This is a genomic window from Collinsella sp. OM08-14AT (genome assembly GCF_003438115.1).
Classification (GTDB): domain Bacteria; phylum Actinomycetota; class Coriobacteriia; order Coriobacteriales; family Coriobacteriaceae; genus Collinsella.
Window position 1 is genome coordinate 90,072 of record NZ_QSTE01000004.1, and the last position, 17,546, is coordinate 107,617.

At 59.8% G+C, this 17,546-nt stretch carries 12 protein-coding genes and 3 rRNA genes; 12 read left to right on the forward strand and 3 right to left on the reverse strand.

Annotated features, from left to right (window positions below; all coding sequences use genetic code 11):
- Position 1 precedes the first annotated feature (1 nt).
- From atpC to DXC18_RS03830, 3 genes are all read left to right on the forward strand, one after another.
- Positions 2-394 (forward strand): ATP synthase F1 subunit epsilon, encoded by a 393-nt coding sequence (gene atpC / locus DXC18_RS03820; protein WP_006235718.1) that lies wholly within the window; start codon positions 2-4, stop codon positions 392-394.
- An 88-nt stretch (positions 395-482) separates the two neighbouring features.
- Positions 483-1,766: a UDP-N-acetylglucosamine 1-carboxyvinyltransferase gene (gene murA / locus DXC18_RS03825; protein WP_117716382.1), complete on the forward strand. Its 1,284-nt coding sequence runs from the start codon at positions 483-485 to the stop codon at positions 1,764-1,766.
- A gap of 96 nt (positions 1,767-1,862) precedes the next feature.
- Positions 1,863-3,014, forward strand: a complete 1,152-nt coding sequence (locus tag DXC18_RS03830; RefSeq protein ID WP_233508993.1) for an LCP family protein — start codon at positions 1,863-1,865, stop codon at positions 3,012-3,014.
- 252 nt (positions 3,015-3,266) lie between these two features.
- Here DXC18_RS03830 and pepT read toward each other — a convergent pair whose 3' ends face one another.
- Complete coding sequence (gene pepT / locus DXC18_RS03835) at positions 3,267-4,514, reverse strand: peptidase T (protein WP_117716384.1); 1,248 nt, start codon at positions 4,512-4,514, stop codon at positions 3,267-3,269.
- A 120-nt stretch (positions 4,515-4,634) separates the two neighbouring features.
- On the opposite strand from pepT, the gene DXC18_RS03840 reads away from it, so the two are divergent.
- The 6 genes from DXC18_RS03840 (at position 4,635) to rrf (ending at position 13,062) form a co-directional block, all read left to right on the forward strand.
- Positions 4,635-5,057, forward strand: a complete 423-nt coding sequence (locus DXC18_RS03840; protein ID WP_035138800.1) for a metal-dependent transcriptional regulator — start codon at positions 4,635-4,637, stop codon at positions 5,055-5,057.
- A 10-nt stretch (positions 5,058-5,067) separates the two neighbouring features.
- Positions 5,068-5,961 (forward strand): homocysteine S-methyltransferase family protein, encoded by an 894-nt coding sequence (locus DXC18_RS03845; protein ID WP_117716385.1) that lies wholly within the window; start codon positions 5,068-5,070, stop codon positions 5,959-5,961.
- Between the two features lie 158 nt (positions 5,962-6,119).
- Positions 6,120-7,520 (forward strand): phosphoglucomutase/phosphomannomutase family protein, encoded by a 1,401-nt coding sequence (locus tag DXC18_RS03850; protein ID WP_117716386.1) that lies wholly within the window; start codon positions 6,120-6,122, stop codon positions 7,518-7,520.
- 403 nt (positions 7,521-7,923) lie between these two features.
- Positions 7,924-9,429: ribosomal RNA gene (locus tag DXC18_RS03855) — 16S ribosomal RNA — on the forward strand.
- A gap of 396 nt (positions 9,430-9,825) precedes the next feature.
- Positions 9,826-12,800: ribosomal RNA gene (locus tag DXC18_RS03860) — 23S ribosomal RNA — on the forward strand.
- Between the two features lie 146 nt (positions 12,801-12,946).
- A 5S ribosomal RNA gene (rrf, locus tag DXC18_RS03865) occupies positions 12,947-13,062 on the forward strand.
- Together the 16S, 23S and 5S rRNA genes form the textbook arrangement of a ribosomal RNA operon.
- 130 nt (positions 13,063-13,192) lie before the next feature.
- Here the strand turns inward: rrf and DXC18_RS03870 are convergent.
- Positions 13,193-13,660, reverse strand: coding sequence for a hypothetical protein (locus DXC18_RS03870; protein ID WP_055251785.1), 468 nt, complete (start codon positions 13,658-13,660; stop codon positions 13,193-13,195).
- Positions 13,661-13,937: 277 nt separating this feature from the next.
- On the opposite strand from DXC18_RS03870, the gene DXC18_RS03875 reads away from it, so the two are divergent.
- Positions 13,938-14,369, forward strand: coding sequence for an Hsp20/alpha crystallin family protein (locus DXC18_RS03875; RefSeq protein ID WP_117635977.1), 432 nt, complete (start codon positions 13,938-13,940; stop codon positions 14,367-14,369).
- A gap of 80 nt (positions 14,370-14,449) precedes the next feature.
- Here DXC18_RS03875 and DXC18_RS03880 read toward each other — a convergent pair whose 3' ends face one another.
- The gene (locus DXC18_RS03880) at positions 14,450-15,259 is read right to left on the reverse strand and encodes an MBL fold metallo-hydrolase (protein ID WP_117716387.1); all 810 of its coding nucleotides are present in this window, start codon (positions 15,257-15,259) and stop codon (positions 14,450-14,452) included.
- A 48-nt stretch (positions 15,260-15,307) separates the two neighbouring features.
- Between DXC18_RS03880 and tilS the strand changes: the two genes are divergently transcribed.
- On the forward strand, positions 15,308-16,849 hold the full coding sequence (gene tilS, locus DXC18_RS03885) for a tRNA lysidine(34) synthetase TilS (protein WP_199412190.1): 1,542 nt from the start codon (positions 15,308-15,310) through the stop codon (positions 16,847-16,849).
- Between the two features lie 147 nt (positions 16,850-16,996).
- Positions 16,997-17,545, forward strand: a complete 549-nt coding sequence (gene hpt / locus DXC18_RS03890; protein ID WP_055251779.1) for a hypoxanthine phosphoribosyltransferase — start codon at positions 16,997-16,999, stop codon at positions 17,543-17,545.
- Position 17,546: the final 1 nt, after the last annotated feature.

A 17,546-nucleotide genomic window follows, 5' to 3' on the forward strand; every position in this document is an offset into this window, starting at 1 on the left:
TATGCGTATCCGCATCGTGTGCCCCGTGAGCTGCGCCTATGAGGGCGACGCTGCGTTTGTGTCGATTCCGTCCACGGATGGCGAGTTTGGCGTCCTGCCTGCTCACTCCAGCGAGATTTGCACGATCGACCGCGGTTACGTTCGCGTTTCCGATAAGGCCATGGGCACTGTCGACCACACGTTTGCCGTGGCCGGCGGCTATGCCCAGGTTGCGGACGATGTCGTGACCGTTCTCGCCGAGCGCGCTTGCGATTTGGCGACCGTCGATGCCGACAAGCTTAAAGCTGATATTCAAGGTTTTGAAGAGAAGCTGGGTAATTTGTCGGAGGATGATGCACGCCGCGCCTACCTCTATAATGAAATCGCATGGTGTAAGCTCAAGCTTGCCCAATAGTCAAACGATTTAGCGTTCGACCATTTGCGAACACATCATGCCCGGGATGGCCCAGCCACCCCGGGCATGCTTTTTGAAAGGGTAGACCTTGGATATTATCCGCGTTGAGGGTGGCCACGCCATCGGAGGCTCCGTGCCCGTCTCGGGCGCCAAGAACTCCGCGCTCAAACTCATGGCGGCAACGCTTCTGGCGCCGGGCAAGACGACGCTGCAGAACGTGCCCGATATTTCCGATGTCCACGTGATGGGCAAGGTGCTCAAGGGCATGGGCGCTACGATCGATGTTCTCGACGAGCACACGCTCGAGATTGATACCTCTCAGGTCGATTCATGGGAGGCCCCCTACGAGCTCGTTGCCAAGATGCGCGCTTCCACCGCCGTCATGGGGCCCCTGCTGGGCCGCTTCCATCGCGCCAAAATTGCCATGCCGGGCGGCTGCAACCTGGGTGCTCGTAAGATCGATATGCACATTCTTGGTCTTGAGGCCCTGGGCGTTGAGTTCGATACCGCCCACGGTTACATCAACGCTAATGCGCCCCAAGGTCTGCGCGGTACCACCGTCACGCTCGAGTTCGCCAGCGTCGGTGCGACCGAGAATCTCATCATGGCCTCTGTGCGCGCACAGGGCACCACGGTTATCGACAATGCCGCCCGCGAGCCCGAGATCGTCGATCTCGCCAACATGCTCAACGAGATGGGCGCCAAGATTGTTGGCGCCGGTACGCCCGTCGTGACTATCGAAGGCGTGGAAGAGCTCCATCCCGTTATCCATCGCGTGGTGGACGACCGCATCGAGGCCGGTACCTTTATCGTCGCCGGTGCGTTGATGGCGGACGATCGCGGTGTCGATGTCACGGGCTTTTGCCCCATTCATTTGGGCATGGTGCTCAAGAAGATGGAGCTCATGGGTATCGACTGCGAGCGCGTCGAGGATGGCGTCCATGTGAACCGTGCCGAGCGTATCAAGCCGGTCGACATCCAGACGCTTCCGTTCCCCGGTTTCCCGACCGACATGCAGGCGCAGATTATGGTGCTCTCCGCCCTTGCCGACGGCAGTTCCGTTATTACCGAGAACATCTTCGAGAATCGCTTTATGTTTGCCTCTGAGCTGGTGCGCATGGGTGCCGACATTCGTATCGAGAGCCATCATGCCATGATTCATGGCGTCAAGGGCTTCTCGGGTGCACAGGTTACCTCGCCCGATTTGCGCGGCGGAGCGGCCCTCGTCGTAGCGGGCTTGATCGCCGACGGGACGACCGAGGTTTCGGCTATCCATCACATCAAGCGCGGCTACGAGCAGTTTGTCGAAAAGCTGCAGGCGCTCGGCGCGCATGTCGAGCATGCTACCGTCCCCGATCCCGTCATCTACTAATACAGGTTGCCTATGTTTAATAAAAAGCCCCTCGCGGATACCACCACCCGAAGACCCTCAACTGGTGCGCAGGCCAAGATCTACAGTCGCGATAACGTGGCTCGCTATTCCGAGCGCGCTCGTCAACGCCGCCGTAGCCACACGATTCGTCACGTCGCGCTCATTGTCGTGCTTGGCGTGCTGCTGAGTGCCACTACCGCTGCCGGCCTGTGGTTTGCCACCATTATGGGCAAGCTCGGCGATTCTAATGTCATTACTGACAATCTGCGTCGGGTTCTGGTTGACACCGATGAGGCAAAGGATCCGTTCTACGTGCTGCTTCTTGGCACCGACGGCCGTCCGGGCGAGGATACGTATCGTGCCGACTCGATTATCCTGGCACGCATCGACCCCACGCAAAAGCAGGCGACGCTCATTTCCGTTCCGCGCGACACCAAGGTCGAGTACAAGGGCGAGACCATGAAGATCAACGCCTGCCATACCGTTGGCGGCGCCGAGGCCATGGTCGAGGCGGTCAACGAGCTGTGCGGTGTTCAGATTTCCCACTATGCCGAGGTCAGCTTCGACGGTATGCAGGCGCTGATTGATTCGGTTGGCGGTATCGACATTAACGCAACCGATGATGTTGACGACCCCGAGCACCTGGATATTAAGATTACCGCTGGCCAGCAGCATATGGACGGTGCCACCGCCCTTACCTATGCCCGCTGCCGCTACACCTATGCCGACGGCGATTACACGCGCATGCGCCACCAGCGTCAGGTGCTTGGCGCCCTTGCCAACCAGATTCTCAATAACTTCGATGCCACGAAGATCTTTGGCCTGGTTAATTCGCTGTCCGATATGCTTGTAACCGATATGAGCGTTCAGGATATCGTGGCTACGGTCAACGCCATGCGCGGTATGGATGTCGACGGTATCTACTCGGCCAACCTGCCCTCGTACGCCGACGACAGCACCATGATCGACGGTGTGAGCTACGTCTTTGTCTACGAGGACGAGCTCAAGGAAATGATGGAGCGCGTCGATGCCGGCAAGGATCCCAAGGGTCCCAACACCATGGGTCTTTCCGACGGTTCCAGCTCTACGATCGGTGACCTCAGCAACAACACGTCTGACGACTACGCAAACGGTACCGCAACCTCATCGGTCAGCTCTGACGATTCCGATGGCTCAAGCGATTCGAGCGATTCGGACTACTACGAACAGCCCACCGGCGACGGCAACGGTTACGAGGCCAACTACTAAGTTACGGCGTTTTACCAAACGCCGTAACGACTCGACGCTGCGCGCCGCCCAAGGCGACAATTTGTCATTCAAAAGGCAGGGCATGACCAGAAGGTCAATGCCCTGCCTTTTTCATGCCAACTTGTTCGCCTTGGACGTCGCTCGCTGACGTTGGCTCAACCTGCGATGTTGACTACTCCCCTTGTATCAAAAAACCGCCCCGTTCTCTGTAGAGGACGGGGCGATTCGTCTTTTGGGCTTATGCAGCCAGGCTTATGCGAAACGGGCGACGAGCTCCTGCAGGACGTCGGTCATCTTGACGAGCGAACTGACCGGGACAAACTCGTTGACGCCGTGGTAGCAATAGCCGCCGGTGGAAAGGTTGGGGCAGGGCAGACCGCGGAACGACAGCTGCGCGCCGTCGGTGCCGCCGCGAATCGGCAGCACTTGGGGCTCAACGCCGCAGGCAAGGTAGGCTTCCTTGGCAACGTCAATAAGCTCGGGATAGTCACGAACGATCTCGGCCATATTTCGATACTGCTGCTTAATCTCGACCGTCACGCGCTTGTCACCCAAGCGCTGGTTGAGCATCGAGGCGGCGGCATCAATAAGGTCGAGTTTCTGCTGGAACTTGGCTGCGTCATGGTCGCGGACGATATAGCGCGCTGTGGCGTGATCGACGGTTGCAGATACACCCTCAAGGTGATAAAAGCCATCGTAGCCTTCCGTATACTCCGGGCGCTGCACGTAGGGGAGCAACGCGTTGAAGTCGCAGAACAGATTGCCTGCGTTAACCATACGGCCTTTGGCGTCGCCCGGGTGGATGGACTGGCCCTCAAAGCAGACGGTCGCCTCAGCGGCATTAAAGCACTCCCACTCCAGCTCGCCGATGGGGCCACCGTCGACCGTGTAGGCATACTTGCAGTCAAAGGTATCGATATCCAACAGCTCGGCTCCGTGGCCGATCTCCTCGTCAGGGCAGAAGCAAATGCCGAGTGCGGGATGGGGCAGAGAAGGGTCCTGAGCGATACGCGCGACAAGCGACATGATCTCGGCGACGCCTGCCTTGTCGTCCGCGCCCAGCAGCGTGGTGCCATCGCTGCAGACCAGGTCCTCACCCGCGAGGTCGTTCAGGGCGGGAAGCTTGGCGGTACTCATGGCAACGGGCTTACCGTCAACCGTGCCGCAGACCAGGTCGCCGCCCTCGTAGTGTACGATGTGCGGCTTCACGCCGGCGCCCGGTGCAACTTCGGTGGTGTCGAGATGGGCGATCAGGCCCAGGGCGGGCTTGTCCTCAGCGCCCGCACTTGCGGGGATATGCGCGCAGACATAGGCATGCTCGGTCACGTGGGCATCTTCCGCACCAAGCTCGCGCAGCTCTTCAGCCAGCACGTTGGCAAGGTCAAACTGAACGGCGCTCGAGGGTACCTGGTCGCAGTTTGCATCCTCGGACTGCGTGTTGATCTGGACGTAGCGCAAAAAGCGCTCGAGGACATCGGGGTTTGTGGTGGTGTTTTCCATAAAGATCGCTCCAATCTTGGTCGTCGTGTGCAACAAGAACTCTAGCACGGTATGCCACGGCATACCGCGACGCTTGGATGGGGTAGAATCAGCCATTGAATGCAGAAGGGACGGAAGATCATGGATACGACAAATAGCTCGCGCGAACTACATCTGACGGTGGCGAACGAAGACTACTTGGAGTGCATGGTTCGCATTGAAAGCGAAGAGGGGGAAACCAACGGCGTGCGATCGGTCGACATCGCGCAGCGCCTTGGCGTCTCCAAGGCATCGGTCAATAAAGCGGTTTCGGCGCTCAAGGCATCCGAACTTGTCGAGCAATCGCACTACGGCAAGGTAGTCCTGACCGATCGCGGCCGCGAGGTTGGTACGGCTATCTGGTACCGTCATCGCCTCATCCGCACGTTTTTGGTTCAGGAGCTCGGTGTCGAATTTGAGCGAGCCGATTCCGAGGCCTGCATGATGGAGCATGCGCTATCCGAGGACACGATGAACCGCTGGCTCGCCTATCTCGAAAAGCAGGGAATCAGCGTCGAGGAATAGCGGGATATATATGGATACGAGTTATTACAACCGCTTTGGTGCCGAGGAACTTACGCGCCGCTTGTCGAGCGAGACCTTGTTGGCGCAGGGCCCCATGGGCAGTGTTCTGTTGAGTGAGTACGATGCTGCCGACATTCCACCGGCGTTTTGGAATCTGGCAGAGCCGCAGACCGTTTCTCGTATCCATCGCTTGTATGTCGCCGCCGGCGCGCAGGTGCTCATTACCAACACCTTTCAGGCATCGAGCTATGCCCTCAAGCACGATCAGATTGCGCCGTCCGTGGCGGAGGTCAATCGCGGGGCCGTCGACGATGCCCGCCAGGCGCACCCTCAGCTGCTACTGGGCTCGATGGGCCCGATCGGTATTGAGTGGTTTGCCGAAGACTCTGTCGAGCATCGTGAAATCCGAGGCATTGCGCGCGAACAGGCGCACGCCTTGCTCAATGCTGGTGTTGACGGTCTGCTGATCGAGACGGTGACGTCTATCCGTAATTTGCAGCCCACGCTTGCCGGCGCCCGAGATGCCGCCGACGGCATGCCTGTCCTGGTGAGTTTTGTCGTTGACGATAAAGGCGACCTGTTGGGCGATGGCCTCAACATCGAGGCAGCCGTTTTGTACGCCGAAAAACACGGCGCAAACTCGGTTGGTGTTAATTGCTGTTCGCTTGCGGCCGCGAACGCGGCGGTGCCCAGGATGGTTGCATCGGCGACTACTCCCGTCACGGTGCGTCCCAACGTAGGCGATCCGGTCCAGACTCAGGATGGCCCCGTATGGCACGAGAACCCCGAAGCTTTCGCGCACGCATGCATCGAATGGAGACATGCCGGTGCCGCAATGGTGGGCAGTTGCTGTGGAACCACGGCAATCACTACGGCAGCGATGGCCGAGGCGCTCGATATATAAAGGGCAAAACCGCTCCATACGGGGCGGTTTTTTTATTGCCTGCATGTCCTCGGCAGCATTTGCCCAAATGGTGAATGCTGGTACCGGCAGGTTGCCGGGTGCGTGCTGCGGGTATACCTCATGCGTACCATGATCCAAACACTGCGAGGTGTCTGCGCGTGTGCGCGATAATTCATTTTGGAACTGACGGTTGGCGCGCTCGCGTCGATGAGGACTTCACTGCCGATAACGTTGCCCGTATCGCCGATGCCGTCGGCGAGTTGTGGCAAAAGACCAATCCGGGCAAAACGGTATATATAGGGTTCGACACTCGGCCCTTAGCGCGCGAGTTCGCTGAGCTTGCGGCAGGCGTGCTTGCCGCTCACGGATTGGACGCAGTGCTCGCATCTCGGCCTGTTCCGACCCCCGCCCTTACGTGGGCGGCGGCGTATGACGGCGAGGCCTGCGGTGCGCTCATGGTGACGGGATCCCATCATCCGCAGGGGTATCTGTGCCTTAAGCTGCGCATGGGAGATGGCTCGACGGCCAATCAGGATGTCATCGAAGAGCTCGAAGAGACTATGGCCCCCGAGCCGATGGGGATCGAGGAACGCTATCGCACCGCGGATATTATTCCTGACTATATGCAGGCGGTGGCATCGTTTGTCGATGCCGAGGCCATTCGAGCCGCTCACCTGCGTGTGGTAGTTGACCCCATGGGCGGCGCGGCCCAGGGATATCTTGCCGACCTGCTGCGGGAGCTAGGCGTCGAGGTGCACGAGATTCATGCCGGACAGTCGTCCGATCAAGAGGACATTTGCCCCGACCCTGTTGAGCCGTGGGTGGACGCTTGCGAGCGTGCGGTTGTCGAGGACGGGGCGTGCGCAGGCCTGGTGACCGACGGCGATGCCGACCGTATCGGTGCGGTCGACGAACGCGGTAGATATATTCATCCGCATCAAATCATGGCGCTTGTTTTGGGCGACCTCGTTCAATTCCGCAATTTGGAGGGGCGTGTCGTCGTCAATCTCTCGTGCTCGACGCTCGTGCGTCGCATTGCCGAGGCGCTTGGCTGTCGTGTGACCGTTAAGCCGGTCGGTTTCAAATATATAGCTGCAGAGATGAAGAAGGGCGGCGTCCTCATAGGCGGCGAGGAAGCCGGTGGTATCGGCATCGCCGCGCATATGCCCGAGCGCGATGGAATCCTCGCCTGTCTGATTCTGTGTGAGCTTATGGCAAAGACGGACGCGCCTTTGGGCGTTCTGGTCGACCAACTCGAGGACAGTTTTGGTAAGACGAGTTACGGTCGACGCGATTTGCGCCTTGAGGCCGAAGATGCCGAAACGTTACGAACCCTGCTGCCGGGCGTAAACCCCAAGTCGATTTGTGGCAAGGTGCCGCAAAACGTTAGTCATATGGATGGCTTGCGTTTAGCATTCGAGGATGACACGTGGCTGCTGGTCCGTCCTAGCGGGACCGAACCAGTGGTGCGCGTCTACGCCGAGGGGTTCTCGGTGGAAGAACGTGATGAGTTGCTCGATGCTGGCTGTGCTTTAGCTAGGGGAACGTATCCGCTTTAACCATGAGACTGCCTTATATAAAGAGATGCTCGGTGAGCGGTAGTTAACGGCTGGCAAACGTTAGTCGGATCCCAAATTGTGTAGGAAATGTGTACACCCAGATTCCCGCCCACGGCGCCCCTCCGGTCTGGCAATATATCTCCTTGCCGCGCGGCCCGGTCGGACCGGATCAGCCGCCAGGCGTGCACCTTGAGAACCGGATACTGCGAGGATGGACACATTCAGTGTCGCATCCGGGCAGACATCGAACCATTTGAAATGGTCTGACTTGGATTTGTTTTTCGCAAGGCCGCCGAGAGGCGGCCCCGAGGAATTCCTTTTCCTATACAGAACCATATGAATCGAACGGAACCGATCAGCGAGTGACTGAGAGGACCGGACGGGCTCGAAGCCCAGAATATTTTGGACGGAGAGTTCGATCCTGGCTCAGGATGAACGCTGGCGGCGCGCCTAACACATGCAAGTCGAACGGCACCCCTCTCCGGAGGGAAGCGAGTGGCGAACGGCTGAGTAACACGTGGAGAACCTGCCCCCTCCCCCGGGATAGCCGCCCGAAAGGACGGGTAATACCGGATACCCCGGGGTGCCGCATGGCACCCCGGCTAAAGCCCCGACGGGAGGGGATGGCTCCGCGGCCCATCAGGTAGACGGCGGGGTGACGGCCCACCGTGCCGACAACGGGTAGCCGGGTTGAGAGACCGACCGGCCAGATTGGGACTGAGACACGGCCCAGACTCCTACGGGAGGCAGCAGTGGGGAATCTTGCGCAATGGGGGGAACCCTGACGCAGCGACGCCGCGTGCGGGACGGAGGCCTTCGGGTCGTAAACCGCTTTCAGCAGGGAAGAGACGAGACTGTACCTGCAGAAGAAGCCCCGGCTAACTACGTGCCAGCAGCCGCGGTAATACGTAGGGGGCGAGCGTTATCCGGATTCATTGGGCGTAAAGCGCGCGTAGGCGGCCCGGCAGGCCGGGGGTCGAAGCGGGGGGCTCAACCCCCCGAAGCCCCCGGAACCTCCGCGGCTTGGGTCCGGTAGGGGAGGGTGGAACACCCGGTGTAGCGGTGGAATGCGCAGATATCGGGTGGAACACCGGTGGCGAAGGCGGCCCTCTGGGCCGAGACCGACGCTGAGGCGCGAAAGCTGGGGGAGCGAACAGGATTAGATACCCTGGTAGTCCCAGCCGTAAACGATGGACGCTAGGTGTGGGGGGACGATCCCCCCGTGCCGCAGCCAACGCATTAAGCGTCCCGCCTGGGGAGTACGGCCGCAAGGCTAAAACTCAAAGGAATTGACGGGGGCCCGCACAAGCAGCGGAGCATGTGGCTTAATTCGAAGCAACGCGAAGAACCTTACCAGGGCTTGACATATGGGTGAAGCGGGGGAGACCCCGTGGCCGAGAGGAGCCCATACAGGTGGTGCATGGCTGTCGTCAGCTCGTGTCGTGAGATGTTGGGTTAAGTCCCGCAACGAGCGCAACCCCCGCCGCGTGTTGCCATCGGGTGATGCCGGGAACCCACGCGGGACCGCCGCCGTCAAGGCGGAGGAGGGCGGGGACGACGTCAAGTCATCATGCCCCTTATGCCCTGGGCTGCACACGTGCTACAATGGCCGGTACAGAGGGATGCCACCCCGCGAGGGGGAGCGGATCCCGGAAAGCCGGCCCCAGTTCGGATTGGGGGCTGCAACCCGCCCCCATGAAGTCGGAGTTGCTAGTAATCGCGGATCAGCATGCCGCGGTGAATGCGTTCCCGGGCCTTGTACACACCGCCCGTCACACCACCCGAGTCGTCTGCACCCGAAGTCGCCGGCCCAACCGAGAGGGGGGAGGCGCCGAAGGTGTGGAGGGTGAGGGGGGTGAAGTCGTAACAAGGTAGCCGTACCGGAAGGTGCGGCTGGATCACCTCCTTTCTAGGGAGATAAATCTTCTAGAGAGATCAACTTAACTCGAATAGAGGGCAGGAGCCCGTCCGGTGGATGTCGCCCGGGGGAAGTCCCCGCAGCACCCGGTCCCCGGGGTCGCACCCGCGTACCTTGAGAGCCGCATAGCGATAGGAGAGAGATGGAAGATCCAATTCTTCCAGACTCGATTCTTTTCTGCGATTAAAACGTAAGAATGATAGCAATCATTCATCCGATCCAAACAAGAAGAATTCACTTATATATGAGTGAGGAGCATCTGATCGCGAGCACAGTCAAGACTGTGCCGCGGTATGAGATACCCGAATTGCGACATACGAGCGCTATTCATGATATCGATTAATTTTTATTAGCGACACGTGGATATCCCGCGGGCCCGATGCGGTCCCGCAAGATACCACGGGCGCACGGCGGATGCCTTGGCACAGGGAGCCGATGAAGGACGCGGCAAGCTGCGATAATCCCCGGCGAGGAGCACACATCCTTCGACCCGGGGGTCTCCGAATGGGCGAACCCATGCACAGCAGTGTGCATATCCCCGGCCTGAACACATAGGGCCTGGGAGGACAACCCGGGGAACTGAAACATCTAAGTACCCGGAGGAGAGGAAATCAATCTCGAGACTCCCCGAGTAGCGGCGAGCGAAAGGGGACCGATGGCCAAACCGTCGAGCGGGCATACCCGGCAGGGGTTCCGCCGGCGGGGTTGCAGGGCCGCGCATCCGGGGGCTGCCGCCCCCGGGCGCAGGTCCGGCTGGGGAGCGGAACGGCATGGGAGGGCCGGCCGCAGCGGGTGACAGCCCCGTACGCGAACCCAGACCGGACGGCGCGACGCGGTCCCTGAGTAGGGCCGGGCACGTGAAACCCGGTCCGAACCTGGGTGGACCACCATCCAAGCCTGAGTACTACCCTGTGACCGATAGCGCACCAGTACCGTGAGGGAAAGGTGAAAAGCACCCCGGGAGGGGAGTGAAACAGTACCTGAAACCGTGCGCCCACGAGCAGTCGGAGCACCTTTATGGTGTGACGGCGTGCCTTTTGTAGAATGAGCCAGCGAGTCGCTGGCGCGGGGCGAGGTTAACCGAAAGGGAGCCGGAGCGAAAGCGAGCCTTAACAGGGCGACTTGAGTCCCGCGCCGCGGACGCGAAGCCGGGTGAGCTATCCGTGGGCAGGCTGAAGCGGGGGTAAGACCCCGTGGAGGGCCGAACGCACGTCGGTTGAAAACGGCGGCGATGACCTGCGGATAGGGGTGAAAGGCCAATCAAACCCGGAGATATCTCGTTCTCCCCGAAATAGCTTTAGGGCTAGCGTCGCGCGTTCACCGCCGGAGGTAGAGCACCGGATGGACGAGGGGGCTTCGCCGCCTACCGAATCCAACCGAACTCCGAATGCCGGCGGCCCAGAGCGCGGCAGTCAGAGCATGTGGGCTAAGCTGTGTGCTCGAGAGGGAAACAGCCCGGACCGCCCGCTAAGGTCCCCAAGTTCCAGCCGAGTGGCAAAGGATGTGCGTCCGCCCAGACAACCAGGATGTTGGCTTAGAAGCAGCCATCCATTCAAAGAGTGCGTAACAGCTCACTGGTCGAGTGGACATGCGCCGACAATACACGGGGCTAAGCTGGACACCGAAGCGGCGGGATTTTAATTCATTAGAATCGGTAGGGGAGCTTCCCATGGGCGGCGAAGCCGGAGGGCGACCGACGGTGGAGCGCATGGGAGTGAGAATGCTGGCATGAGTAGCGAGAGACGAGAGAGTAACTCGTCCGCCGTGAACCCGAGGTTTCCTGGGCAAGGCTAATCCTCCCAGGGTCAGTCGGGGGCTAAGGCGAGGCCGGTAGGCGTAGCCGACGCGCAGCAGGCAGACATTCCTGCACCGCGCACGCGGCGCTACGACCGACGGGGCGACGGATGGGGGTGGCTCGGCGGGGTTCTGGACGTCCCCGTGATGGAGCGCGGCCCGCGGACCAGGGAAATCCGGTCCGCAGAAGGGCGAGGCTCCGGACGAAGCGACTGAGCGAAGCGAGTGAGCCCGAGGTCCCTAGAAAAACCCCTAGGCAGGCGCGTGCGCGCCCGTACCGCAAACCGACACAGGTGGGTGGGTAGAACATACCGAGGCGATCGGGTCAACCATGGTCAAGGAACTCGGCACAATGGCCCCGTAACTTCGGGAGAAGGGGTGCCCGCGCGTACGTGAACGGACTTGCTCCGGGAGCGGAGGCGGGCCGCAGTGGAGAGGCCCAAGCGACTGTTTACCAAAAACACAGGACTCTGCAGAAGCCGCAAGGCGACGTATAGGGTCTGACGCCTGCCCGGTGCCGGAAGGTCACGCGGAGGAGTTAGCGCATCGCGCGAAGCCCCGAAGCCAAGCCCCGGTAAACGGCGGCCGTAACTATAACGGTCCTAAGGTAGCGAAATTCCTTGTCGGGTAAGTTCCGACCTGCACGAAAGGCGCAACGACTTGGGCGCTGTCTCGACCATGGACCCGGTGAAATTGCACTGGTCGTGAAGATGCGACTTACCCGCGGAAGGACGGAGAGACCCCGTGAACCTTCACTGCAGCTTGGCATTGGCCGCTGGTCCCGCGTGTAGAGGATAGGCAGGAGGCATCGATCCGGAGGCGCCAGCCCCCGGGGAGCCGCCCTTGGAATACTGCCCCCGCGCGACCGGCGTCCTAACCCGAGGCCGTCAACCGGCTCGGGGACCGTGCCAGGCGGGCAGTTTGACTGGGGCGGTCGCCTCCTAAAGGGTAACGGAGGCGCGCGAAGGTCCGCTCGGGACGGTCGGCAACCGTCCTTTTGAATGCAAGAGTACAAGCGGGCTTGACTGCGAGGCCCACAAGCCGAGCAGGTGCGAAAGCAGGCTCTAGTGATCCGGCGGCCCCGAGTGGGTGGGCCGTCGCTCAACGGATAAAAGGTACTCCGGGGATAACAGGCTGATCTTGCCCAAGAGTCCACATCGACGGCAAGGTTTGGCACCTCGATGTCGGCTCATCGCATCCTGGGGCTGGAGCAGGTCCCAAGGGTACGGCTGTTCGCCGTTTAAAGCGGTACGCGAGCTGGGTTCAGAACGTCGTGAGACAGTTCGGTCCCTATCCTCCGTGGGCGCAGGAGAATCGATGGAGGCTGCCCCCAGTACGAGAGGACCGGGGTGGACGCACCTCCGGTGAACCGGTTGTCGACCAACGGCACGGCCGGGTAGCCGCGTGCGGCGCGGATAACCGCTGAAGGCATCTAAGCGGGAAGCCGTTCCAGGGATTAGTTCTCCTTCCGGTAAGGGCCCAGGTAGACTACCTGGTCGATAGACGGCAGGTGCAAGGACGGCGACGTCCTCAGCCGAGCCGCACTAATCGCCCGAGCTCTTCCGGAACCGCACCTCGCGGCCCGCGGGACCCAGCGCCCATGCGCGCGGTCCGGGCACGAGGATGCCCCCGAGTCACCTCCCCTATGCGCCATGCGGCCCCCAGGGCACGTGTATGCGATACCGGACACCGTAACGGTGGGCGCCGCCCACCGGTCAGCGGCCAGAGCATGGGGGGCACGCCCGGTCCCGTTCCGAACCCGGAAGCTAAGCCCCATCGCGCCGAGAGTACTGCGGGGCCAGCCCGTGGGAGGCCAGGGCGCCGCTGACCGGTGGACGGCACCGAGCCGTCCGCTTGAACTTGGAATGGGGAGGCCTCGCGGCCTCCCCCTTTTTTGCGTTTACGGGGCGTAAATGACTCAATTACACCAGACGATCTTGTTGTTTTCGGTATTGAGCCTTTATTTAAAGAAAATAAATCGTATAACAAGGGCAACTGCTATGGCCGCAATGGTCAAAAGCAGAATTGTCAGCTGATGCTGCTTGCGTCGTTTACTTGACGAAACGAAGATTGACTTTCCCTGTTTTGGCGTTTCGAGATAGCGAGCCGAATGCGTCAAGGTTTGCTTGGGTCGAGGCCCTCTTTGTTGATGGACGGCGGATGCTTTCATCGGCTCATCACTAGCTGCGCTGTTTTTAGATAATGGTGCGTCTTTCAGATATACAGGGTCTCCCGAGGCGACGCCCATATGTTTACGTCCCGTTTGGGCATCCTCGAGCGTTTGATATCGGTTTCTCGTCACATAATCGGGCTCTGGGTCATTGATGGGCTCTTGCGAGATGTGGGGGCGATGGAACCGTGGCGGCTGCGTAGAAGTATCTTCGCCCTGCGTCGGCATAAACATATTGTTCTGGTTTTGGTCGTCCATGATGCCCTTTAGCTCGTTACCAACAACGTGTACGCGCTCATTGTAAGCCCCTTGTTATTTGTAGCTGCGAACATACTTGTTATTTAAGCTCTGGTTCAAAGAACCTTAACCTTACTAAAACCTGAGTCATACACACTTAGATATGCTTATAGTACTGGACTCAAAAAACTTTATAGTCGATGTATATATGGGCACTGGGTGGGCATATATAAGAGCGTCAAAAGAAGTCCCAGTCACCTAGAAGATGGCTCGGCAGTCCTTAAAAGGAGTGGTAAACATGGCAAGCATGGTTCCTTATCGTTCGGTTTTTGGCGTTCGTCCTTCTGCTAGCTCGCTGTTCGATCTGTTTGATGATATGACCGACCTTGCAAACAACTCGATTGCCTCCAAGGCGTTCCCCGTTGACGTTGAGGACAAGGGCGATGGCTACGAGGTCAAGGCGTATCTGACCGGTGTCGCCAAGGATGACATCGACGTTGAGCTCAATGAGGGTCGCCTGTCCATCAGCGTGAACGTCGAGGAGAGCGCCGAAAACGAGGGTAAGAACTTCCTCCAGAAGGAGTTTAGCTCGTACAGCGCGACGCGTGGCGTATATCTGAAGGACGCTTCGAGCGAGGGCCTCTCTGCAAAGTATGCTGACGGCATCCTGACCGTTACGGTTCCTAAGATCGTCGAGAAGAAGAACGTCACGAAGATCTCCATCGACTAACGATGGCTCTGCTTCAATCGAGAGTATGAGTTAAGGGGGCTGGGAAGTGATTCCCAGCCCCCTTTTGTTGTCTTGAGGGGCTATTGAATAGTTGTCGGTTGATACTGACTTGCAGGGCGTATCGAGAGCTTCCGTGGCCCTTGAAGACGGGTGGCAGAACTGCCGAGTTCATCATCGAGACTTGCATCAAGCGCGTTGGCATAGCTTTTGACGGTAAGGCTTGGACGATTATTGTCCTGGCTGATATGCATGGCGATGAGCTGTTCGGTGCGATCGGTAACAAGTTCGCGCGCGGCTTCGGCGGCCTGGTTGTTGGAGAGATGCCCCTTTGTGGACAGGATGCGCTCCTGAAGAAAGCGTGGGTACGGTCCTTCGCGTAACATAGTTACATCGTGGTTACTTTCGAGCGCGAGAACTCGACAGTCTTTGAGGATGCCTATGGCCTTGCTCGATAACTCTCCGGTGTCGGTGGCAAACCCAATGGAATCATCGAGAGCATTAAATCGATAGCCGACAGGATTGATGACATCGTGCGATGTTGAGTAGGTTTGCACGTGGATGCCGGCAATGGGGAGCGTGTCGCCGGGGTCAAATTCCTCTACGGGCAGGTGCGCGAGGTTTTCTTTGCATGAAAGGGTGTCCCTGCTGGCAAAGAGGGGACCATGCCAGTGCTTGCACCATACATCGAGCCCCTTGATATGGTCACCATGCTCATGGGTGATTACTAGAGCGGCGACGTCGTCTGCCGAGAGGCCAAGCTCCGCCATGCGTTTAAGTGTCTCGCGGCGGGACAGGCCGTTGTCGATCATGATGAGCCCCTGAGGCCCCTCGACGAGTGCGCAGTTGCCTTTTGAGCCGCTGCCGAGGATATGAAGGTGCAGGCGAGACATAAGATTCCAAAGGATACAATGGGTGCGGACGAATAGAGGAGGAAGCGAATGCCAACGGTATCTCAGCACTATGGACATCATGCCGCGCCGAGGACGGATAAGAGCGCCCTGGCAACGCGGCAGGCCGCTGCCCCCGTAGTGCTCATGGTATCAGGCGGTGCGGACTCGACGGCGCTGCTCCTTATGGCTTGCACATCAAAGCTGGATATTCAGGACGGGCGCGGCGTCGCTCCCATTGCGCGCGAGCGATTGCACGTGCTGCATGTAAACCATCATCTGCGCGGGGAGGCATCCGATGGCGACGAGGCCTTTGTACGTGATTTGTGCGTGCAATACGGCTTGCCGCTGTGCGTTGAGCATGCCTATTTTGATGACGAATCGGGCAATATCGAGGCTGCGGCCCGCGAGGTGCGCTATGCCGCGGCACGGAGATATGTTCGCGAACTTTGTGCCGAATCGGGCGCACCGCGGACGGCGGCTCGTATCTGTACCGCGCATACCTCGTCGGACCGCGCGGAAACATTTTTGATGAATGCCATTAAAGGGTCGGGTCCCGCGGGTCTATCAAGCATTCCACGCCGTCAGAACATTGTGGTGCGCCCCTTGCTCGACCTCACGCATGATGAGCTCGTGAGCTATCTGCAGGTGCACGGTCAGCCGTGGCGGGAAGATGAAAGCAACGAGGACGTTTCGTACCTGCGCAACTATGTGCGCCATCGGGTGATGCCGGTGGTGGCGCAGCGCAACGCGAACGTCTGTAAGACGATTGGCGCCGCTTGCGAAATTCTGGGCGACGAAGATGCCTTTCTTTCTCAGCTTTCGGCACAGGCGTTTCGAAGCTGCCTGCGCAAGGAGGCGGCGGGCGCACTGGTGCTCGATGCGCGCCGTCTTGCCGCCGCTGAGGTTGTGATTGCACGGCGTATCGTGCGATTGGCGATTAAGCGCATCGATCCCGACGCGCGACCGGAGATGCGGCACGTGGAGCGCGTGCTCGCCTGCGTCGCTGCGGGTTCGGGCTCGGTTACGCTTCCTGCGGGAATTGATGCCCGTGTGGAGTTTGGCACGCTGGCGTTCAAGGCCCCGGCGGCGCGCGAGGGTTTAGTGGCCGATTGGATCTCCGTTCCCGGTCGTCTGCCGCTGGGGGCGGGGCATATGCTGACAGCGGAGCCGATGGCTGTGGAGCCGGGGTGCGATATCGTGCACCGTGCCCGCGAGCTTGCTGCTGCCGGAAAGGTTGCGGCCTTGGTGGATGCGGCGGCCCTGGGGTTTGCCGACCGCGATAGCGAGCGGATGTTAGCCGGCTCGCGCGGGGAGATTCCCACCGAGGCACGATCGGCGCGCCTGTGGGTGGATAGCCCTGTGCCGGGAGACGTGATGTGCCCGTTGGGGATGAACGGCCGAAGCAAGAAAGTGTCAGACCTGTTAAACGAGGCGCGCATTCCTGTTTCAGACCGCTCTGGCGTACCCGTGGTAAGAACGGCTCCGGGAGGTGCCGTAGTATGGGTCGCGGGCGTTCGCGCGGACGAGCGTTTTAAATGCACGGCCGCAACGCGCGTGGCATATCTGCTTCGTGTGGTCGATGCGGAATAGCGCTTCGCGCCAGCTATTCTGTGCGACGTTGACGGTATTCCCGCGCTGATGGCGCACGTGCTGGTAAATATACCCCGTGCGCTGCTAGAATGTGTAGTTCGCGTCCATGCGGCGGTGCGTGGGCGATAAGCACAAGAAAGGGTTGTCATGGCTTCTCAACATCCGGATATCGAGAAGGTTCTGTTTACGCAGGAGGATATCGACGGTATCGTCTCTCGCCTAGGCGAGCAGATTACTCGCGACTACGCGGGTAAGGATCTGGTGCTGATTGCGGTCCTGCGCGGCGCCGTGGTCTTTATGGGCGACCTGATGCGCAAGATCGAGCTGCCGACCAACATCGATTTCATGGCTGTTTCGAGCTATGGCGACGGTGTGAAGTCCTCGGGCATCGTGCGTATCATTAAGGACCTGGATATCGACATCCGCGGTCGCGACGTGCTGATCGTCGAGGACATTCTGGACTCGGGCCTGACGCTCAAGTATCTGATGAAGAACCTCGAGAGCCGCAAGCCCGCCTCGCTGGAGGTTGCCGCCTTCCTGTGGAAGGACGTTGAGGACCGTACCTCGGCCGTCACGCCCAAGTATGTTGGAACCCATTGCCCCGATGCCTTTGTGGTGGGCTACGGCCTCGACTATGCCGAGCGCTATCGTAACCTTCCGTATCTGGGCATTTTGAAACCGGAGGTTTATTCGTAAG